18 protein-coding genes are annotated in these 19,112 nt (G+C 53.9%); 13 read left to right on the top strand and 5 right to left on the bottom strand.

Features of this window, described 5'->3' with window-relative positions; translation table 11 throughout:
* Nucleotides 1-133: 133 nt before the first annotated feature.
* The 6 genes from JKP81_RS07810 to JKP81_RS07785 all read left to right on the top strand — a co-directional run bounded on the left by JKP81_RS07810 (nt 134) and on the right by JKP81_RS07785 (nt 7,293).
* Nucleotides 134-976: a 23S rRNA (adenine(2030)-N(6))-methyltransferase RlmJ gene (locus JKP81_RS07810; RefSeq protein ID WP_200551281.1), complete on the top strand. Its 843-nt coding sequence runs from the start codon at nt 134-136 to the stop codon at nt 974-976.
* 82 nt (nt 977-1,058) lie between these two features.
* A complete protein-coding gene (gorA, locus tag JKP81_RS07805; RefSeq protein WP_020455643.1) occupies nt 1,059-2,411 on the top strand; it encodes a glutathione-disulfide reductase in 1,353 nt (450 codons plus the stop codon).
* 468 nt (nt 2,412-2,879) lie between these two features.
* Nucleotides 2,880-2,984, top strand: a complete 105-nt coding sequence (gene speFL / locus JKP81_RS07800) for a leader peptide SpeFL (RefSeq protein ID WP_200551280.1) — start codon at nt 2,880-2,882, stop codon at nt 2,982-2,984.
* Nucleotides 2,985-3,240: 256 nt separating this feature from the next.
* Entirely contained in the window at nt 3,241-5,439 is a 2,199-nt protein-coding gene (speF, locus tag JKP81_RS07795) for an ornithine decarboxylase SpeF (RefSeq protein WP_200551279.1), read from the top strand.
* A complete protein-coding gene (potE, locus tag JKP81_RS07790; RefSeq protein WP_200551278.1) occupies nt 5,436-6,755 on the top strand; it encodes a putrescine-ornithine antiporter in 1,320 nt (439 codons plus the stop codon). The genes speF and potE overlap by 4 nt, the downstream gene beginning before the upstream one ends.
* Before the next feature lie 157 nt (nt 6,756-6,912).
* Nucleotides 6,913-7,293 (top strand): hypothetical protein, encoded by a 381-nt coding sequence (locus JKP81_RS07785; protein WP_200551277.1) that lies wholly within the window; start codon nt 6,913-6,915, stop codon nt 7,291-7,293.
* Nucleotides 7,294-7,309: 16 nt separating this feature from the next.
* On the opposite strand, the gene JKP81_RS07780 is transcribed toward JKP81_RS07785, so the two are convergent.
* Together JKP81_RS07780 and JKP81_RS07775 are read right to left on the bottom strand one after the other, a co-directional pair.
* The gene (locus JKP81_RS07780; RefSeq protein WP_200551276.1) at nt 7,310-7,918 is read right to left on the bottom strand and encodes a histidine phosphatase family protein; all 609 of its coding nucleotides are present in this window, start codon (nt 7,916-7,918) and stop codon (nt 7,310-7,312) included.
* Nucleotides 7,919-8,812, bottom strand: coding sequence for a LysR family transcriptional regulator (locus JKP81_RS07775; protein WP_200551275.1), 894 nt, complete (start codon nt 8,810-8,812; stop codon nt 7,919-7,921).
* 133 nt (nt 8,813-8,945) lie between these two features.
* Between JKP81_RS07775 and aguB the strand changes: the two genes are divergently transcribed.
* Nucleotides 8,946-9,830 (top strand): N-carbamoylputrescine amidase, encoded by an 885-nt coding sequence (gene aguB / locus JKP81_RS07770; RefSeq protein WP_200551274.1) that lies wholly within the window; start codon nt 8,946-8,948, stop codon nt 9,828-9,830.
* Nucleotides 9,831-9,833: 3 nt separating this feature from the next.
* Nucleotides 9,834-10,916 carry an agmatine deiminase gene (aguA, locus tag JKP81_RS07765; protein ID WP_200551273.1) on the top strand — a complete coding sequence of 361 codons (1,083 nt, stop codon included), beginning with the start codon at nt 9,834-9,836 and terminating at the stop codon, nt 10,914-10,916.
* Nucleotides 10,917-10,947: 31 nt separating this feature from the next.
* Here aguA and JKP81_RS07760 read toward each other — a convergent pair whose 3' ends face one another.
* Entirely contained in the window at nt 10,948-11,355 is a 408-nt protein-coding gene (locus tag JKP81_RS07760) for a GNAT family N-acetyltransferase (RefSeq protein ID WP_200551272.1), read from the bottom strand.
* A 307-nt stretch (nt 11,356-11,662) separates the two neighbouring features.
* On the opposite strand from JKP81_RS07760, the gene JKP81_RS07755 reads away from it, so the two are divergent.
* A complete protein-coding gene (locus JKP81_RS07755) occupies nt 11,663-13,312 on the top strand; it encodes an alpha,alpha-trehalase (RefSeq protein WP_017458277.1) in 1,650 nt (549 codons plus the stop codon).
* Nucleotides 13,313-13,437: 125 nt separating this feature from the next.
* Here JKP81_RS07755 and JKP81_RS07750 read toward each other — a convergent pair whose 3' ends face one another.
* Nucleotides 13,438-15,027, bottom strand: coding sequence for an STY4199 family HEPN domain-containing protein (locus tag JKP81_RS07750; protein WP_200551271.1), 1,590 nt, complete (start codon nt 15,025-15,027; stop codon nt 13,438-13,440).
* A gap of 148 nt (nt 15,028-15,175) precedes the next feature.
* Between JKP81_RS07750 and JKP81_RS07745 the strand changes: the two genes are divergently transcribed.
* Both JKP81_RS07745 and JKP81_RS07740 read left to right on the top strand, forming a co-directional pair.
* Entirely contained in the window at nt 15,176-15,718 is a 543-nt protein-coding gene (locus JKP81_RS07745) for a GNAT family N-acetyltransferase (protein ID WP_370568870.1), read from the top strand.
* A gap of 71 nt (nt 15,719-15,789) precedes the next feature.
* The gene (locus tag JKP81_RS07740) at nt 15,790-16,188 is read left to right on the top strand and encodes a YdeI family stress tolerance OB fold protein (RefSeq protein ID WP_200551269.1); all 399 of its coding nucleotides are present in this window, start codon (nt 15,790-15,792) and stop codon (nt 16,186-16,188) included.
* A gap of 43 nt (nt 16,189-16,231) precedes the next feature.
* Here the strand turns inward: JKP81_RS07740 and JKP81_RS07735 are convergent, their stop codons facing one another.
* Nucleotides 16,232-16,990: an SDR family NAD(P)-dependent oxidoreductase gene (locus JKP81_RS07735; protein WP_200551268.1), complete on the bottom strand. Its 759-nt coding sequence runs from the start codon at nt 16,988-16,990 to the stop codon at nt 16,232-16,234.
* Between the two features lie 119 nt (nt 16,991-17,109).
* On the opposite strand from JKP81_RS07735, the gene JKP81_RS07730 reads away from it, so the two are divergent.
* Together JKP81_RS07730 and yhjD are read left to right on the top strand one after the other, a co-directional pair.
* On the top strand, nt 17,110-18,012 hold the full coding sequence (locus JKP81_RS07730; RefSeq protein WP_200551418.1) for a LysR family transcriptional regulator: 903 nt from the start codon (nt 17,110-17,112) through the stop codon (nt 18,010-18,012).
* A gap of 49 nt (nt 18,013-18,061) precedes the next feature.
* The gene (gene yhjD, locus JKP81_RS07725; protein WP_200551267.1) at nt 18,062-19,093 is read left to right on the top strand and encodes an inner membrane protein YhjD; all 1,032 of its coding nucleotides are present in this window, start codon (nt 18,062-18,064) and stop codon (nt 19,091-19,093) included.
* Nucleotides 19,094-19,112 lie beyond the last annotated feature (19 nt).

The following is a 19,112-nucleotide window of genomic DNA, read 5'->3' as shown; positions in this document are numbered from 1 at the left end:
CATTTTCATGACACAGTTATGTTTTGAAACTTTTTGCGCCCCGCTGAAACAAGCGGGCGCGGGCTACGGTAATCTGCGCCAATCTGCGGTAAACTGTGCGAAATCTCGTTTATTTTCCGGAATCTCAGTATCCATGCTCAGTTATCGCCACAGCTTCCACGCAGGCAACCATGCCGACGTCCTTAAACACACCGTTCAGAGCCTGATAATCGAAGCGCTGAAAGAAAAAGAGAAACCGTTTCTCTATCTCGACACCCACGCAGGTGCCGGGCGCTATCAGCTTTCCGGCGAACATGCAGAACGCACTGGCGAATATCTGGAAGGCATTGCCCGTATCTGGCAGCAGGATGATTTACCGGCTGAGCTGGAGCCGTACATGAACGTGGTGCGTCATTTCAACCGTAGCGAGCAGTTGCGTTACTACCCGGGTTCTCCGCTGATTGCCCGCGAACTACTGCGCGAGCAGGACAGCCTGCTGTTGACTGAACTGCACCCGAGCGACTACCCGCTGCTGCGCCAGGAGTTCCAGAAAGATAGCCGCACTCGCGTCGCGCGCGGCGACGGCTATCAGCAGTTAAAAGCCAAGCTGCCGCCGGTTTCCCGTCGTGGTTTGATCCTTATCGATCCGCCCTACGAAATGAAAACCGACTATCAGGCGGTAGTCAGCGGTATCCACGAAGGTTACAAACGTTTTGCCACCGGCGTTTACGCACTGTGGTATCCGGTGGTGCTGCGCCAGCAAATCAAACGTATGTTGCGCGATCTGGAAGCCACCGGCATTCGCAACATCCTGCAAATCGAGCTGGGCGTGCGCCCTGACAGCGATCAGCGCGGCATGACGGCTTCCGGCATGATTGTGATTAACCCACCGTGGAAACTCGAAGCGCAAATGAACAGCGTGCTGCCGTGGCTGCACAGCAAACTGGTGCCAGCCGGTACCGGGCATACGCTGATTCACCAGGTGGTGCCGGAGTAATCGCAGCCATTGGTGGAACCTTTTCGGCTGCGCGCTACAATCGCGAATATTTTCGACTTCGTTCAGGATTAAGGAAACAACCATGAGCAAACATTACGACTACATCGCTATTGGCGGCGGCAGCGGCGGTATCGCATCGATTAACCGTGCGGCTATGTACGGTCAAAAATGCGCGCTGATCGAAGCAAAAGAACTTGGCGGCACCTGCGTGAACGTCGGTTGCGTGCCGAAAAAAGTGATGTGGCACGCGGCACAGATTTCTGAAGCGATTCATCTGTACGGCCCGGATTACGGCTTCGATACTACCGTAAACCATTTCGACTGGAGCAAACTGGTTGCCAGCCGTAGCGCCTACATTGACCGCATTCATACCTCGTACGATAACGTGCTGGGTAAAAACAATGTCGATGTGATCCGGGGTTTCGCGCGCTTTGTCGATGCCAAAACCGTGGAAGTGAACGGCGAAACGATCACTGCCGACCATATCCTGATCGCCACCGGCGGCCGTCCAAGCCACCCGAATATTCCGGGCGTGGAATACGGTATTGATTCCGACGGTTTCTTCGCACTGCCCGCGCTGCCAAAACGCGTGGCGGTGGTTGGCGCAGGTTATATCGCCGTGGAACTGGCGGGCGTGATCAACGGTCTGGGTGCCGAAACGCACCTGTTCGTGCGTAAACACGCGCCGCTGCGCAGCTTTGATCCGTTAATCACTGAAACGCTGGTTGAAGTGATGGCGGCAGAAGGCCCGACGCTGCACACCCACGCGGTGCCGAAAGAGGTGGTGAAAAACGCCGACGGCAGCCTGACGCTGACGCTGGAAGATGGCCGTTCACAAACCGTGGACAGCCTGATTTGGGCGATTGGCCGCGAACCGGCAACCGATAATTTCAACCTTGCGGTCACCGGCGTGAAAACCAACGACAAAGGGTATATCGAAGTCGATAAGTTCCAGAACACCAGCGTGCCGGGCATTTACGCGGTGGGCGATAACACCGGTGCGGTAGAACTGACGCCGGTCGCCGTGGCTGCCGGTCGCCGCCTCTCCGAACGCCTGTTTAACAACAAGCCGGATGAGCATCTGGACTACAGCAACATCCCGACCGTGGTGTTCAGCCATCCGCCGATTGGCACCGTTGGCCTGACCGAACCGCAAGCACGTGAGCAGTACGGCGATGACCAGGTGAAAATCTATAAATCATCCTTCACCGCGATGTATACCGCTGTGACCACCCACCGCCAGCCGTGTCGTATGAAGCTGGTGTGCGTTGGCCCGGAGGAGAAAATTGTCGGCATTCATGGTATCGGCTCCGGCATGGACGAGATGCTGCAAGGCTTCGCGGTGGCACTGAAAATGGGCGCGACCAAAAAAGACTTCGATAACACGGTTGCCATTCACCCGACAGCAGCGGAAGAATTCGTTACCATGCGTTAAGCAGCGCCTTCCCCTTGCATCGCGATAACCCAGAAGAGAAGCCGCAACAGGCTTCTCTTTTTTATTGTCTCTTCATATTCGGCTCATCAGGTTCGGCTCATCAGGCGCCTTCCTCTGCCGCTTTCGCGACTCAAATGTCATTTATATTCACTAAACCAATGAATCCATGCGGTTGTCAGATCATTTAGGGAATTATTATTCATATTTTTTAAATAACCATAAAATTAATTTTTATTAATTCATGGAAAAGAAATCATTTATTACAGCATTTTTCTTGTTTGGGGATTTAATATAATTAATACAAATATAACATTTAATAAACAAACAGCGCCGTTATCCTGAAATATGCATAAAACGCGATTAAATATTTCTACAGCGATCGTTTTTTATTGATCCTTATCACACATAATAGCCATTTCCTGGATAAAATACCCTTCACCTTACATCTACCCAGGAGAGGTAAATAAAATGGAAAATAATAGCCGTACAATGCCTCATATCAGGCGTACTACGCATATTATGATGTTTGCCAACCGCAATAGCTTCGACTTCCATTTCTTTAATGCCCAGTAGTCTTTCGACTCGGGGCACTCCAGTATACAGGTCCTCCTGATCCGTTGTCGTACAGGCTAAACGCCTGTATCCCGTGGTACTCAACCAAATAAGCCTTTGTATTTTCTGTGACCGGACAGGTTAGGGTTTATTACATCCAATAAAAAGCAAAGTACTAATTTATTAATTGGTGCAGAACTTTTATTTTTCCGGAAATATCAATTTCTCGATTGAGAAATTGAGGACCTGCTATTATCTGCAAATAAAGAAACCGAAAATGTCTGATTTAAAAATTGCTGTAAGCCGTTCATGCCCTGATTGTTTTTCCACCCTGCGCAATATTGTCAATATTGATGAAACTCGTTTCATTGATGTGGCTGCCATCGTGTTATCTGTCAATGATATTGAACGAGGTAAACTTGATGAAATTGATGCCACGGGATATGGCATTCCTGTTTTTGTCGCCACGCAAAATGATGAACGCGTCCCGGCAGAGCATTTGCCGCGCATTTCAGGGGCGTTTGAAGGTAACGAAGCCCGCACCGAATTTTATGGTCGCCAGTTGGAAACAGCTGCCAGCCATTATGAAACAGAGCTGCGCCCGCCGTTTTTCCGCGCCATGGTTGACTATGTCGCGCAGGGCAATAGCGCGTTTGATTGTCCTGGGCATCAGGGCGGTGAATTTTTCCGTCGCCATCCGGCGGGCAATCAGTTCGTGGAATATTTTGGCGAAACGCTTTTTCGTTCTGACCTGTGCAACGCAGATGTCGCCATGGGCGATCTGCTGATCCACGAAGGCGCCCCCTGCACTGCTCAGCAACATGCGGCCAAAGTCTACAACGCCGATAAAACCTACTTCGTGCTGAACGGTACATCGTCTTCCAACAAAGTGGTGCTTAATGCGCTGCTGACGCCGGGCGATCTGGTGCTGTTTGATCGCAATAACCACAAATCCAACCACCACGGCGCGCTGCTGCAGGCTGGCGCAACGCCAATCTATTTGGAAACGGCGCGTAACCCGTACGGTTTTATCGGCGGTATCGATGCGCACTGTTTCGAAGAGGATTATCTGCGTGAGTTGATTAACGAAGCGGCACCGCAGCGTGCGAAAGATGCGCGTCCGTTCCGCCTGGCGGTGATTCAGCTTGGCACCTATGACGGCACTATCTACAACGCTCGTCAGGTGGTGGATAAAATTGGCCACCTGTGCGACTACATCCTGTTTGATTCTGCCTGGGTGGGCTACGAGCAGTTTATTCCGATGATGGCGGATTGTTCGCCGCTGCTGCTGGAGCTGAATGAAAACGATCCGGGCATTCTGGTCACGCAATCCGTGCACAAACAGCAGGCCGGTTTTTCTCAGACCTCGCAGATCCACAAAAAAGACAGCCATATCAAAGGTCAGTCACGCTATGTGCCGCATAAGCGCATGAATAACGCCTTTATGATGCACGCCTCCACCAGCCCGTTTTACCCGCTGTTCGCCGCGCTGGACATTAACGCCAAAATGCATGAAGGCGTGAGCGGTCGCAATATGTGGATGGATTGTGTCGCCAACGGCATTGATGCACGCAAACTGATCCTCGATAACTGCCAGCATATCCGCCCGTTTGTACCGGAAATGGTCGATGGCAAACCGTGGCAATCTTACCCAACAGCCGAGATCGCCAACGATCTGCGTTTCTTCCACTTTATTCCGGGCGAACGCTGGCACGCCTTTGAAGGTTACGCTGAACATCAATACTTCGTTGATCCTTGCAAGTTGCTGCTCACCACACCGGGCATTAATGCGCGCACCGGTGAATATGACGCTTTTGGCGTACCGGCAACCATCCTTGCCAACTTCCTGCGCGAAAACGGCGTGGTACCGGAAAAATGCGATCTCAACTCCATCCTGTTCCTGCTGACGCCAGCGGAAGACATGGCCAAGCTGCAACAGCTTGTCGCCCTGCTGGTACGTTTCGAAAAACTGCTTGAGTCCGATGCGCCGCTGGCTGACGTACTGCCGTCTATCTACAAGCAGTACGAAGCGCGTTACGCCGGTTACACCCTGCGTCAGCTGTGCCAGGAAATGCATGACCTGTACGCCCAGCATGATGTGAAGCAGTTGCAGAAAGAGATGTTCCGTAAATCACATTTCCCGCGCGTCAGTATGAACCCGCAGGAAGCGAATTACGCCTATCTGCGTGGTGAAGTGGAACTGGTTCGCTTGCCACAAGCCGAAGGCCGCATTGCGGCAGAAGGCGCGCTTCCTTACCCGCCGGGCGTGCTGTGCGTGGTTCCGGGCGAAGTCTGGGGCGGTGCGGTACTGCGTTACTTCAGCGCACTGGAAGAGGGGATCAACCTGCTGCCGGGCTTTGCGCCGGAGCTTCAGGGTGTCTATCTCGAAGAACACGACGGCCGTAAACAAGTGTGGTGCTACGTCGTTAAGCCACGCGAGGAACAACGCGCGCTGCTGAAAGGGGAAAAATTATGAGTTCCACCAAATCCAATAAAATGGGCGTCGTCCAGCTCACCGTTCTGACCATGGTCAATATGATGGGCTCCGGGATAATTATGCTGCCCACTAAATTATCTGAAGTCGGCACTATCTCGATTATTTCATGGCTGGTGACAGCTGTTGGGTCAATGGCGCTGGCCTGGGCTTTCGCCAAGTGCGGAATGTTCAGCCGTAAATCCGGCGGCATGGGTGGCTATGCCGAGTATGCATTTGGCAAATCCGGCAACTTTATGGCGAACTACACCTACGGTGTTTCGCTGCTGATTGCTAACGTCGCTATCGCGATTTCCGCGGTGGGTTATGGCACTGAGCTGTTTGGTGTCACGCTTTCGCCGGTGCAAATCGGCCTTGCGACTATCGGCGTGCTGTGGCTGTGTACCGTAGCGAACTTTGGCGGTGCGCGCGTCACCGGGCAGATCAGTGGTATTACCGTCTGGGGTGTGATAATCCCGGTGGTGGGTCTGTGCATCATCGGCTGGTTCTGGTTTAGCCCCACCATGTATGTTGAGGCGTGGAACCCGCATCACGTTCCCTTCTTCGGGGCGGTCGGTTCTTCCATCGCCATGACATTGTGGGCATTCCTTGGCCTGGAATCCGCCTGTGCGAATGCGGAAGTGGTGGAAAACCCGGAACGTAACGTACCGATTGCCGTACTCGGCGGCACGCTGGGCGCGGCGGTGATCTACATCATCTCTACCAACGTTATTGCCGGGATCGTGCCGAATATGGATCTGGCGAACTCAACTGCGCCGTTCGGTCTGGCCTTTGCGCAGATGTTTACGCCGGCGGTGGGGAAAGTGATCATGGCGCTGATGATCATGTCCTGTTGCGGCTCGCTGCTGGGCTGGCAGTTCACCATTGCTCAGGTGTTTAAATCTTCAGCCGATGAGGGTTATTTTCCGAAAATCTTCTCGCGCGTCACTAAAGTGGATGCCCCGGTACAAGGGATGCTCGCTATCGTGATTATCCAGAGTGGGTTATCGCTGATGACTATTAGCCCGTCGCTGAATAGCCAGTTTAACGTGCTGGTTAACCTGGCGGTGGTGACCAATATCATCCCGTATATCCTGTCGATGGCCGCGTTGGTGATCATCCAAAAAATGGCCAACGTCAACCCGACAAAAGCGAAAGCCGCGAACGCTGTCGCGTTCATCGGTGCGCTGTATAGCTTCTACGCACTTTACTCTTCGGGTGAAGAAGCGATGCTGTACGGCTCCATTGTGACTTTCCTCGGCTGGACGCTGTATGGCCTGGTATCGCCGCGCTTTGAACTGAATAACAAGCACAACTGAGTGTAAAACCGGGCGCAACATCAAGTTCCCGGTAAGCGAAACAACAAAGGAGCCCAGTACGGGCTTCTTTTTTTGCTTAATGCAGCCAGAAACGTTATTCCGCCCCTCTTTTCTGGCACGATAGCGAACCTATTTAACGACAGAAAAGGCGTAACAGATGGGCTGGGAAATGCATATCACCCGGGCGGAATGTTGGTCGGAAAGTGAAACGCAGCCGATCGGCAGCGAAGAGTGGGTTCAACTGGTGAATCATGATGAAGAGCTCGCTTTTGATCGGCGCAACGGTGAATTTTACGCGCTATGGAAAGGGCAAGAAACCTGCTGGCTGGAGTGGAATGATGGCGCAATCACCGCCAAATCGCCCGCAGAACCGCTCTACTGCAAAATGCTGGAAATCGCTGCAGTCCTGAAGGCGCAAGTGCGGGACGATGATGACCGCCTCTATCTGCTGCCGGGCGATTTATTAAATCCGTCGTGGGCAATACCAGAGGGGAAACCGTCGTTGATGCAAAAAATTACCGGCTTTTTTAAGAAGTGACCATCAGGCGCGACAATTAGCCGCTTTTTAACCCCAGCAAATGGCTGGCCACTCCCCAGCGCACTACCCGGCAGGTGTCGTCGTTAATCTCCAGCAGCGAATAACTGGAGTTGGGATGGTGGTAACGCGCCACATTTTCAAGAGAAGTTTCCAACAACTGCGCTATCGCCGCCTGCATAATTTGTCCGTGCGACACCAGTGCTACCGTGTGATGTGGGCAGATGTCCGGTAAGCGGTGTAAAAATCCGAGCAATCGCTGCGCGGCCTGCACCAGCGATTCCCCCTGCGGCGGTTGAAAAGCCTCATCATCCGCGAAACGGGGATATTCCCGGCGAATATCGCTCAGCAGCCGACCATCAAACTCACCGAAATTCTGTTCCTGTAACGCCTCGTCGAGGCGGATATCACAGTGGTATTGTTCCGCGATTAACAAAGCCATCTGTTGCGCCCTGCCGAGCGGGGATGAAAAAACGACGTCAGGGTGAAACCCCGCATCCCGCAGCCCGCGAATCAAAGCGAGGCTCTCTTCGCGCCCGCGTGTCGTTAGCGGGCTATCGAGCTGCCCCTGGATAATCCCCGCCCGGTTCCACTCAGTTTGAGGATGGCGTATTAAAATCACTTTCATCTAAATCCTCGCCGCTTTGAGCTCCGTAATCAGCCACTGCACCGCTGGCTGGTAGTCGAATAATCGATGGGTCAGCAGCAGCAAATCATACGATGGCGCGCCCTCCGGCAGTTGCATAATGCGCAGCGGCAACATTGTTGCCAGTTCCCTGGCAATGCGAAACGGCACGCACATCAAATAGCCAGTCGCTACGGCCACGCGCCCGCCAACGGCGTAACTTTGTACCACCGTCGCCAGCGGCCGGTAGAGGTGCTGTTCGAGCAGCCAGCCGTCAATATGATCCGCGCCGGAGCTGACCGCCGGTAAATGGATTTGCGCTTCACTTACCAGATGTCTCATGGTGAGCTGTTCCGGCAAATCGGTGCGTTCGACGGAAGCGATAGCGACAAAGTGGTCGGAGATAAGCTTATGTTTATTAAAATAATGCGGGATATGCTGAACGTTATCGACACCGATAAACGCATCCAGTTGCCCCTGCTCCACCCGCTCAACCTTAATGGTTTCTGAAAGAATATCGACCGACAGCCGGACATTTGGCGCAATAGTTTTAAACCGCGCGGTCAGAACCGGCATAAACATGAACTCGAAATAGTCCACCGCGCCAATGTAAAACGTGTGTGCGTCGCGCAGCGGGTCGAAATGGCTTGGTCCACGCGTGGCGGTATCCAGCTTGCTCAGCGCGCTCTCGATCACCGGGATCATCATCGCGGCGTAGGGCGTCGGTTCCATGCCGTTGCGCGTGCGGATAAACATCTCATCGTTGAGCTGCTCACGCAGGCGATTCAGGGCATGGCTAAAAGCAGATTGCGACAGATTCGCTTTCAGCGCCGCACGGGTCACGCTCTTCTCTTTCGCCAGAATCGGCACCAGCCGCAGCAAATTCAGGTCGATCACTACTATGCATCCTGTTCATGTTTTCATGATAACAATACATTTTATGCATAACGTATTTCGTTGCTATAGTTTGCAGCAAAATAAGTGCTGACGATTTGCACTGCCTGAACCGAGAACAACGGGAGAGTTTTTTATGAGAAATGTAACCGTCGCCGCAACGCAAATGGCGTGTAGCTGGGATCTGGATAAGAACATTCAAAACGCTGAACGTCTGGTGCGTGAAGCGCACAGCAAAGGCGCGCAGGTGATCCTGATTCAGGAGCTGTTCGCCGCGCCTTACTTCTGCATCGATCAAAGCCCGGAACACTACGCACTGGCGCAGGAAGTAGCGAATAGCCCATTGATCAAACACTTCTCTGCGCTGGCCAAAGAGCTGGAAGTGGTACTGCCGCTGAGCCTGTTTGAAAAGAGCAACAACGCCTATTACAACTCGCTGGTGATGATTGACGCCGACGGCAGCGTGCTGGATACCTACCGTAAAACCCATATTCCAAACGGGCCGGCGTACCAGGAGAAACAGTTCTTTATCCCTGGTGACACGGGTTTCAAAGTGTGGAACACCCGCTATGCGAAAATCGGCGTCGGCATCTGCTGGGATCAGTGGTTCCCGGAAACCGCTCGCGTTCTCGCCTTGCAAGGCGCGGAAGTGATTTTCTACCCGACCGCGATTGGTTCAGAACCGGCTTATCCGGATATCGACAGCCAGCCGCACTGGACGCGCGTTCAGCAGGGCCACGCCGCCGCAAACGTCATTCCGGTGATTGCGTCTAACCGTATTGGCACCGAAACCAGCAAATACATCGAAGGTCTGGAAATGACTTTCTATGGCTCCTCCTTCATCGCCGATCAAACCGGTGAACTGGTTGAGCAGGCAAACAAAACTGACGAAGCGGTGCTGGTGCACACCTTCGATCTCGACGCCATTGCCGCACAGCGCGCCGCGTGGGGGCTGTTCCGCGATCGCCGCCCGAATATGTACAGCGCGATTGCCACCTCCGATGGCAGCGTAAGGAGCTAAGCGATGGTACAGCTGACCACGCCCGTGAAAGACGGTTTCGCCATGCCGGCAGAATGGGCGCCGCATCAGGCAGTGTGGATGATTTGGCCCTACCGCACCGATAACTGGCGTGCCGACGCCGCGCCGGCGCAGCAGGCGTTTTCTGCGGTCGCCAAAGCGATTTCGCGCAACACGCCAGTGATCATGGGTGTGCCTGCCGCCGAAATGGCCAAAGCGCGCGCCACCATGCCAGCGGAAGTGACGCTGGTAGAAATGGAAAGCGATGATGCCTGGATGCGCGATACCGGCCCAACCGTGGTAATGAATAACGCGGGTGAAAAACGTGGTATTAGCTGGACATTTAACGCCTGGGGCGGGCTGAATGGCGGTTTGTATGCAAGCTGGGATCGCGATCAGTTGGTGGCCAAGCAGGTTGCGGCTTACCACCAGATGCCATGCTATAACACCGATTTGGTGCTGGAAGGCGGCTCCATTCATGTCGATGGCGAAGGCACATTGTTGACCACCGCAGAGTGTTTACTGAACCCGAACCGTAACCCGCATCTGAGCAAAGCGCAGATCGAACAGCAACTGCGCGACTACCTGGGCGTGTCGCAGATTATCTGGTTGCCGGAAGGGGTGTTCAATGACGAAACCGACGGTCATATCGATAACATGTGCTGTTTCGTTCGTCCTGGGGAAGTGGCGCTGCACTGGACAGATGATCAAGACGACCCGCAGTACGCGCGCTCCGTTGCCGCACTTGAGGTGCTGGAAAACACTAAAGATGCCCAAGGGCGCACGCTGAAAGTGTGGAAAGTACCATCTCCGCTGCCGCTGTTCGCCAGCGCTGAAGAGACCAGCGATGTCGAAAAAGGCACAGCGATTGAGCGCCACGAAGGCAACCGCCTGGCAGGTTCCTACGTTAACTACCTGGTCAGTAACCAGCAGATTATTTACCCGCTGCTGGATCCGGCGACCGATGGCGCAGCGCAAGCGCTGTTCGAAGAGATGTTCCCGGATTTCGTCATTACTGGCGTTCCGGCGCGTGAGATTTTGCTCGGCGGTGGCAACATCCACTGCATTACGCAGCAAATCCCGCGTTGATCCTTACCCCGGCGGCGTTCGTCGCCGGGTTTTACAACGTGCGCGACATACGAATGTATTGCACTTCTTTTTTGTAAAACGGCTCGCCTTGCGCAATAAAGTCAAAACGTGTGTAAAACGCCACCGCCGCTATTCTGGCATCGAGCTGCACAAACTCAACGCCCGCCTGGACTAACTTTTCCAGCACGCCTTGCAACAGAAAGCGGCCATAACCTTGCTGCTGATACGTTTGCAAGGTGGCGAATTTACGGATTTGGCACTGCCGTTCACCAAGCATAAAAACCGATAAGCAACTGACAATTTGCCCGGTTTCAAGCACACCAAAATGGCGGGCATCGTCATCACCTTCTACGCGCGAAGCATTGCGGGGAAAATGCGGCCACAGTACCGTATGGCGGATATCGAGACATTGCTCTAACGTAATAGAGACGAGCTGCAAAGGCTTTTCCTCAGTCATTGCGGGGGTACTGACCGGCTACACCCCATGATTAGGTTCTGCGGGCGATTATTCACAAATCGTTGCAAAACGAATGCTCCTAATTTCGCCGCTGCGTTAAATAAGCTTCAGTACGTTTTATACACTATTAATCAGTAGGTTGTGTGTTTTAGCGTTCATTTCTTACTGCGCTAAAATGTGATCGACCGCACACTTCGTCCTTCACGGATCGAAGCGAATGTCTACGCTTAATAGATAGCCGGGCAACACCCGTAATTTTTTACGACGACATCCGGAGGCCATAATCCTTATGTTCAACCAGAAACTACAAAGCGCAGAATCCGTCGAGTTCGTGATTGAGGAAGAGATCGTTTACGAAACCGATCCGTGCGAGTTAAAACTGGATGAAATGATCGAGGCGGAGCCGGAGCCGGAAATGATCGAAGGGTTACCGGCGTCCGACGCGCTAACCCCTGCCGATCGTTACCTTGAACTGTTTGAACACGTGCAGTCGTCGCGCATTTTTGCCGACAGCAAAACCTTTCCCGACTGCGCGCCGAAAATGGATCCGCTCGATATTCTGATTCGCTATCGCAAAATCAAACGTAAACCGGAGTTCGATCTGCGCCAATTCGTGAAAGCGCATTTCTGGATGCCAGAGGACTATTCCAAAGCGTACGTCTCCAACCCGGAGAACTCGTTAAAAGAGCATATCGACCAGTTGTGGCCGATACTCACCCGCGAGCCGCAGGATCACATTCCGTGGTCCTCTCTGCTGGCGCTGCCGCAGGCTTACATTGTGCCCGGCGGGCGATTCCGCGAGACCTACTACTGGGATTCCTACTTCACTATGCTGGGGCTGGCAGAGAGCGGTCGCGACGATTTGCTGCGCTGTATGGCGGATAACTTCGCGTGGATGATTGAGCGTTACGGTCATATTCCGAACGGCAACCGCACCTATTATCTGAGCCGCTCGCAGCCGCCGGTTTTCGCACTGATGGTCGAGCTATTTGAAGAGGACGGCGTACGCGGTGCGCGGCGCTATCTTGATCACCTGTTAATGGAGTACGCGTTCTGGATGGATGGCGCTGAATCGCTGGCGCTGAACCAGGCGTACCGCCACGCAGTGCGTATGCCAGACGGTTCGCTGCTCAACCGCTACTGGGACGATCGCGACACGCCGCGCGACGAATCCTGGCTTGAGGACGTTGAAACCGCGCGCCATTCCGGGCGACCGGCAAGTGAAGTCTATCGCGATTTGCGCGCGGGCGCGGCTTCCGGCTGGGACTACTCTTCACGCTGGCTGCGCGATGCGCAACGGCTGGCGAGCATTCGCACCACGCAGTTTATCCCGATTGATTTGAACGCGTTTCTGTTCAAACTGGAAAGCGCTATCGCTAATATTTCCGGGCTGAAAGGCGACAGAGAGCGTGAAGCGCTGTTCCGCCAGAAAGCGAGCGATCGCCGCGCGGCCGTGAACCGCTATCTGTGGGATGACGAGAATGGCTGTTATCGCGACTACGACTGGCGTCGTGAGCAGATGGCGCTGTTTTCCGCAGCCAGTATTGTCCCGCTGTATGTTGGGATGGCAACTCATGAGCAGGCAGAACGTCTGGCGGACGCCGTAAAAGCACGCCTGCTCACGCCTGGCGGTATTCTGGCAACAGAGTACGAAACCAGCGAACAGTGGGATAAACCCAACGGCTGGGCACCGCTGCAATGGATGGCGATTCAGGGCTTCAAAATGTACGGTAACGACTCGCTGGGCAATGAAATCGCCCATAGCTGGTTGCAGACGGTGAATCACTACTATCAGCAGCACCACAAGCTGATTGAGAAGTACCACATCGCCAGCAGTACGCCGCGAGAAGGTGGCGGGGGTGAATACCCGTTACAGGATGGTTTTGGCTGGACGAACGGTGTGGTGCGCCGCCTTATCGGTTTGTACGGCGAACCGTAAGCTGCCGCTTCAGCGGCGCGCTATCACTTGATTGGCTACGCTGGCACATCCTGGCGCTTACAAATGTAAGCGACCAGGATGTGCCAGTTTGCTGTTCGTAACGCCAAAGCATCTGCCTGAGAAAATTAATCAATCACGTCATAAATCGAGGTTTGAATATCCGACCACTTGCGATTTTCATCCGACGGATCGGCCTCGAAACGTAACTGCGCTTGCTCCATCTCATACCGCTGGCGATCAACTACCGGCTTGACGGTACAAAACGCGCGTAAATAGTCGCGTGTAATCGAGGTCAGCTTTTTGTTATTGGCCGCCATTTCGTGCGTCAGCGTGGTGATAAAACGTCGGCATGGGCGATTTTCATCCATTTGCAGGCGGTAACGAAGCAACAGATCCAGCACATCATTGTAATCCGCTATCACCGCGTTTTCCGTCCAGGAGAGTTTCCAGTTCATCCCGGTACGTAAAAACAGCGACACCACGCGCGTATCGTTGCGATCAATCGCCGCGCGGAAGTTATTTTCGTCACGCGGCAGCCCCAGGCGGCTGAGTTCCTCTTTTGGTGAGGGGCGTTCGCGATCCTCGGCAATCGGCACAGTAACCCGGGCCTGGCGCGCCACTGGTCCAGACATCCCGCTGGTAAACATCCAGAAGGCGCCAATCACCATCAGCAACACCATCACACCAACCGCGCTCCACAGCACGCCAGAGAGCATCTGGTCGCGCTCTTCGCGGCTGCGCACCGACCGTTTTGCAGGTTTATCAATACTGTCACGCATCGGCATCGCATCACCTCCGGCAGCGCGATCTTTTTTCCGCGTCTGCTCCCAGTAAGCGTCTAAATCCCCGCCGGCCTCACGCAGTATTTCAGCGGGATTGGTTTGCGTGCGCCCCTCGTCAAACGCGCGCTGAACCGGTCCGGTAATTTGCGGATAATAGCTGTTCAATAAGAGCAACTGATTAGAGGTGAGCGGCTGTCCTGACACCACGCTTGCGCGCATCTGGCGAATGTCATCCAGAAAGGTTTGCAACGTTTTGCGCGGTTCCAGTAGCAGGTTCAATTCCGAGGCGTCATTAAACAGCCGGGCATAACGCTGGCTAAACTCTTTTTTATCTATCAGTAACAGCGCCAGCTCGCTAAACCGCATACCGCTCAGTACATCGTTGTGATCGCCAAGCCGTAACCAGCGCCGAACACGATCGGCACCAAACTGGGTTTTCAGGTGATTACGCAGCTTTTCGCTATCCGGCCATACCTGCATCACCAGCGATTTAATCATCGTTTCCATGGCGCGTAGCTGCTGTAGCCCTTGCCGCTGCTGCGCCTCATCCGACGGCAAGGCGGTGTTGTAGCTCAGCAACTTCTGCTTATTACGCAGGTTTTCCAGCGCGCTAATAAATCGCAGCGCCGCAATAAGCTGATTTTCCGTCACATTCTGCCCGTTTTCATAACGCGGAACGAGCTGCTGCAAGTGACGAAGCTGTAAAGTGAACTGTGTTAATTCCGCATCGTTGAGTTTGAGTCGTTTAGCCACCGCGCCCCAGCCACCCAAACTCAGGCGAGCAACATCCAGTTGTTCCAAAAACCAGCGCGGGTCTTTGCCTTCATCAAAATGCACATTCAGCAGCAATAAGATTTCAACAGACGCCTCGCGAATAATAGCAATGCATTTTTCAAACTGTTCACCCGTATTCAAGGGGGCAGAAAGAGTCATTATTTTCCTTTAAGTACAACTGAAGAAACAATTAACTGGCCAACCTGAGCGCTTAATTTTTTCTTTATTTATGAGTAGCTAAAAGATAGCTCAGTTGACGATTATTATCAGTGATAGTGGTTTCAAGCCGAAAAAAAAACAGCAGGAGATATTCACTGTGTTAATACTTTTTACCCCAAGACTAACCTGCTCGCCAATAACAGAAGAGGCATGGCCATTCTTTATTTCGCTGCAACAAGATCCGCAGGTAATGCGCTATGTTGCCGATGCCCGGAGTGAACATGAGATCCGTGAAGCATTCGACACCCGGCTTGCTCCCTGGTCCCCCGGCAGCCGACACTGGCTCTGCCTGCTGGTACGCGACACGGCGACAAACGAACCGCTGGGCGTCACCGGTTATATTCACCGCGAGGATGATTGCGCCGAAGTCGGCTTCCTGTTCGCGACTGCCGCGCAGGGCAAAGGCTATGGCCAGGAATCGCTAAAAGCGCTGTGCGACTTTGCCTTTAACGAAGGGGGTATCCGCAAACTTACCGCCACCGTAACGGCGGGTAATGGCGCATCCCGGCATTTACTGGAAAAAACAGGATTTATCCTCGAAGGCGAACTGCGCGAGTCCTACTGGCTGGGAGGACGCTGGCATAACGACTGGCTGTTTGGCTTACTGCGCCACGAATATGACGAAAAATGATAATTCATCAGCATACTTCGCTATGCTCTGCCAGGCTTAAGGACGTGTTCTGGCAATATTCAGGAGAGGTTATGAAGAAAATTGTGCTTGCCGCCGGTCTGGTGGCGCTGTTCTCCATGACGGCATTCGCAGAAGATGCACCCGGTCTGAAAGCGGACAAAGCGCCGCCACCGCCGCATAAAATGGATGACGGCTATCGCGGCATGGAAGATGCGCGCACCATGACCGTCAAACAGGCAAAAGCCCTGCATGATGGCGCGTCCGTCTCGCTGCGCGGTAACCTGGTTGAGAAGGAGAGCGGTGATATCTACCTGTTCCGCGACAAAACCGATCAAATTCAGGTCTATATCCCAACGGCGATATTTGATGGTAAATCCGTGTCGCCGGATGAACTGGTCGGCATCAGCGGTTCGCTGGATAAAAAACAGCAACCGGCGCGCGTCCGGGTAACGCATTTTCAGAAACAGTAATACTGCACGCCCGGGGCGAAAACGCCGCCGGGCGTGACCGGTTTTACAGGAACATCCCGCCCGACACTTCCACGCGCTGCGCCGTCATCCAGGCCAAATCGTCGCTCAGCAGCGCGGCAATCGCATCGCCAATATCATCCGGCTGTCCGACGCGGCCCAGCGCAGTTTGCGAGGCAATGTACTGGTGAACCTGCTCATTATCCCGCACCACACCGCCGCTGAAATCGGTGGCAATCGCGCCCGGCGCGATGATGTTGACGGAAATACCGCGCTCGCCTAACTCTTTTGCCTGATAGCGGGTCAACACTTCCATCGCCCCTTTTACTGCGGCGTAGCTGGCGCGACCCGGCTGGCAGAAACGCGTTAAGCCAGTCGAAACATTCAGAATGCGCCCGCCCTCTTTAATCAGCGGCAACAGCAACTGCGTCAGAAAGAACGGTCCTTTAAAGTGGATGTTTACCATCTGGTCGAATTGCTCTTCGCTGGTTTCAGCGAAAGTTGCGCTGATACCGACGCCAGCATTGTTCAATAAATAATCAAATGTCTCGCGCTGCCATACCGATTTCAACTGTTCCTGCACATTACGCAAAAAAGCATCAAACCCGGTGATATCGCCGACGTTAAGCTGCAATGCCACCGCTTTCACGCCTTTTTGTTCAATTTCACGCACCACATTCTGCGCTTCTTCGGCGTTATTGTTGTAGGTCAGGATAATACCCGTTCCCTTCGCCGCCAGCTTCAGCGCCGCGTTCTTACCCAAACCGCGGCTGCCACCTGTCACTAAAGCAATATGTTGTGTCATAAGAAACCTCGTTTTCGCTGATGTGAGACTGTGGAAAAAGCTTATTAGCTGACGAATAAACAATAAAGGTGCTAAATTACGCTTCACTGTTTCATTACAGGCAACAATCGAGAGTGATGATGGATAAAATTTACGCAATGCAACTGTTTATCCGCGTGGCGGAACTGGAGAGTTTTTCCCGCGCGGCGGATTCGATGGGGCTGCCTAAAGGTAGCGTATCGCGCCAGATTCAGGCGCTGGAGACGCACCTCGGCACCCAGTTGTTGCACCGCACCACGCGCCGCGTCCAGCTTACGCAGGACGGCATGGTTTACTACGAGCGGGCGAAAGATCTGCTGGCGAATATGGATGAGCTCGACGGCATGTTCCTGCATGATCCATCGAGCATCAGCGGTCGTTTGCGCGTCGATATGCCGGTCGGGGTGGCGAAAAACCTTGTGATCCCGCGCTTGCCCGCTTTCCTGCAACAATATCCCGGCATTGAACTGGAGCTCAGCAGCAGCGACAGGCTGGTGGATATTATTCGCGAAGGGTTCGACTGCGTCGTGCGCGTCGGCACGCTCAAAGATTCCGGCCTGATCGCCCGCCAGCTCGGTCGGCTGTCGGTCATTAACTGCGCCAGCCCCGATTATCTGGCGCGTTTTGGCTACCCCGAAACCCTCGACGACTTATCCTCCCACGCACTGGTGCATTACGCCGTTAACCTCGGTACGCGCCCGCCGGGCTTTGAGGTCTGGCAGGATAAGCAGACACACTGGGTGAAAACGGGTGGAATACTGACGGTAAACAGCACCGAAACATACCACGCTGCTTGTCTGGCCGGATTAGGGATTATTCAGGTTCCGCGCGTGGGTGTACGCGAAGCGCTGCGGACGGGGAAACTGGTAGAGATCCTGCCGCAATATCGTGCGGAACCGATGCCGGTTTCGCTGATTTACCCGCACCGCCGTAATTTGTCGCGCCGCGTGCATCTGTTTATGGAGTGGCTGGCAACCGTGCTGAAGGATTACATCGACCACTAGCAGCTATAATTTCAGTTACAACACATTCAGGAGAAGGAAAACAGACCTGATGACGCCGGAAAATCATGAAAAACGCCCGACGCAAGACCTCGACTACGAACCCGTCAGGAAGATGGCTGAGCAGCCCACCGAAAAGAAACATTCTGCCCCCACAGCCGCCAGTACAACGCTGGCATCCCTCACCGACATGGTGCAAAAGATCCAGCGCTGGCCTGTGGTTGCACACCTGATCCGCGCAACGGAACGTTTTAACGACCGCATGGGTAACCAGTTTGGCGCGGCTATCACCTACTTCTCGTTTCTGTCGATGATACCCATCATGATGGTGTCGTTTGCCGCCGCCGGTTTTGTACTCGCCTCGCACCCAACGCTATTGCAGGACATCTTCAATAAAATCCTGATGAGCGTGAGCGACCCGACGATGGCTTCGACACTGCAAAACACCCTCAATATTGCCGTGCAGCAGCGCACGACGGTAGGGATTGTCGGGCTGGCTATCGCCCTCTATTCCGGCGTGAACTGGACCGGCAACCTGCGTGAGGCGATCCGCGCCCAGTCGCGAGATGTCTGGGAGCGTAACGCGCAGGATGAAGAAAAAATCTGGGTAAAGTATTTCCGCGACTTCATTTCGCTGATTGGCTTGTTAGTCGCGCTGATCGTCACGCTTTCAATAACGTCGGTGGCGGGCTCCGCGCAGCAGTTGATCATCAACGTGCTGCATCTCAATTACATTGAATGGCTGAAACCAGCCTGGCGGCTGATTGGCCTGGCCATTTCGATTTTCGCGAACTATTTGCTCTTCTTCTGGATCTTCTGGCGCTTGCCGCGCCACCGTCCGCGCAAGAAGGCGCTGATACGCGGTACATTTCTCGCCGCAATTGGGTTTGAAGTGATCAAAATCATCATGACCTGGACGCTGCCATCGCTGGTGAAATCGCCCTCCGGCGCGGCGTTTGGTTCTGTGCTCGGGCTGATGGCATTCTTCTACTTCTTTGCTCGTCTGACGCTATTTTGCGCCGCGTGGATCGCCACCGCGCAGTACAAAGGTGACCCGCGCATGCCGGACAAAACCCACCGCTAATCCTGCTATCGGGCTGAGG

It is taken from the genome of Kosakonia sp. LAM2021, from assembly GCF_016620385.1.
Lineage (GTDB): Bacteria > Pseudomonadota > Gammaproteobacteria > Enterobacterales > Enterobacteriaceae > Kosakonia > Kosakonia sacchari.
Note: the sequence above shows the minus strand (reverse complement) of the source record. Positions and strands in the feature narration are given on the sequence as shown.